General features: G+C 75.9%; 1 protein-coding gene. It reads left to right on the top strand.

Features of this window, described 5'->3' with window-relative positions:
* Positions 1-1,761: asparagine synthase (glutamine-hydrolyzing) (asnB, locus tag J0670_RS37285; protein WP_243438066.1), on the top strand; the 1,761-nt coding region annotated here is incomplete at both ends.

The raw sequence follows: 1,761 nt of genomic DNA, 5'->3' as shown, positions 1-1,761 counted from the left end.
ATAGCCGGCTGGGTCGACTTCTCCCGCGACCGCGACACCGCGGACGGACAGGACGTCGTCCGGGCCATGACCACGGCACTGGCCCGGCGCGGACCGGACGGCGAGGGGCTGTGGAGCTCCGCGCACGCCGCCCTGGGCCACCGCCGCACCGCCCGCGACCCGCACCCACAGCCGCTCACCGCCCCCGGCGGCACCGGCCCGCGCGCCGTCCTCTCCTTCGCCGGCCACCTCACCAACCCGCGCGAGCTGCGCGACCGGCTCGCCGCCGCGGGGCACCGCGCGGTCACCGGTGGCGACGCCGAGGCCGTCCTCCAGGCCTACCAGGTCTGGGGCGAGGACTTCGTCACCCGGATCGAGGGCGGCTACGCACTCGCCCTCTGGGACCAGAGCCGCGAGGAACTGCTGCTGGTCCGCGACCGGATGGGCGTCAAGCCGCTCTTCTACGCGACCACCCCGGACGGCGTGCTCTTCGGCTCCGAGCCCAAGGCCGTCCTCGCCCACCCCGGTTTCCGGCCCGCCCTCGACGCCGACGGCCTGCGGGACATCCTCTCCGTCGCCCGAGTGCCCGGCCACGCGGTCTTCCGGGGCCTGCGTGAGGTCCTGCCCGGGGCGCTGCTGCGGGTCGGCCGCTCCGGCGCGACCGAACGGCGCTACTGGCAGCTGCGGGTCGCCGGGCACGCCGACGACCTGGACACCACCGTCGACACCGTCCGCGCACTCCTGGAGGCCGCGGTCGCCCCGCACCTGGACGGCGAGGAGCTGCCCTGCTCGCTGCTCTCGGGCGGCCTCGACTCCAGCTCGCTCACCGCGCTGGCCGCCGCCCTCGCCCGCCGCCAGGGCCGCGGCCCGATCCGCTCGCTCGCCGTCAACGACCAGGAACCGGGCGCCGACGGCGCCGCGGCGCAGGGCAACGAGGACCACCTCTACGCCCGTCTGATGGCCGCGCACGCCGGCACCGAACACGGCGAGATCTCCCTCGCCGGCCTGGACCTGCTCGACCCCGGGCTGCGGGCCTCGGTGCTCGCCGCGTACGACATCCCGATCAACAAGGGCGACCAGTACGCCTCGCTGCGGCTGCTGTTCGGCGAGGCGCGCGGGCACGCCGCCGTCGCGCTGTCCGGCGAGTGCGGCGACGACGTCTTCGGCGGCTACAACTGGAACCGGCTGCCCGAGTGGATCGCCGAACCGACCTTCCCGTGGGTGGCGGAGGGCCGCCCGCGCTTCCTGGGCACCGACGTCGTCTTCGACCCCGGACTGCTCGGCAAGCTCGACCTGGCCGGCTACGAGCGCGACCGCCACGGCGCCGCCGTCGCCGAGATCGCCGCCGCCGACGCGATCGACGACCCGGTCGAGGCCCGCTACCGCGAGGTCACCTACCTGGCGCACACCCGCCACACCCGGGTGCTGTTCGACCGACTGGACCGCCTCGGCACCGACGCCGGGCTCGACATCCGGGTGCCGTTCGCCGACCCGCGGCTGGTCGAGTACACCTTCAACATCCCCTGGGCGATGAAGGCGTTCGACGGCCGCGAGAAGAGCCTGCTGCGGGCGGCGATGAAGGACCTGCTGCCCGAGCCGGTGGCGATGCGGGTCAAGACGCCGTACCCCAACCTGCGGGACGCCGGCTACGACCGGGTGCTGCGGGAGCGGCTGGCCCGGGTCGCGCTGGACCGGGACAGCCCGGTCGCCCCGCTGCTCGCCCCCGCGCTCCGGGCCGCCGTGGCCCGCGACGGCGCGGACGCCCTGGTCGCGGGGGTCGGC

Origin of the sequence: Streptomyces sp. FH025, assembly GCF_017427025.1 — a bacterium.
Lineage (GTDB): Bacteria > Actinomycetota > Actinomycetes > Streptomycetales > Streptomycetaceae > Kitasatospora.
The sequence above is the reverse complement of the archived record's forward strand: the minus strand, read 5'-3'. Positions and strand labels throughout refer to the sequence as shown.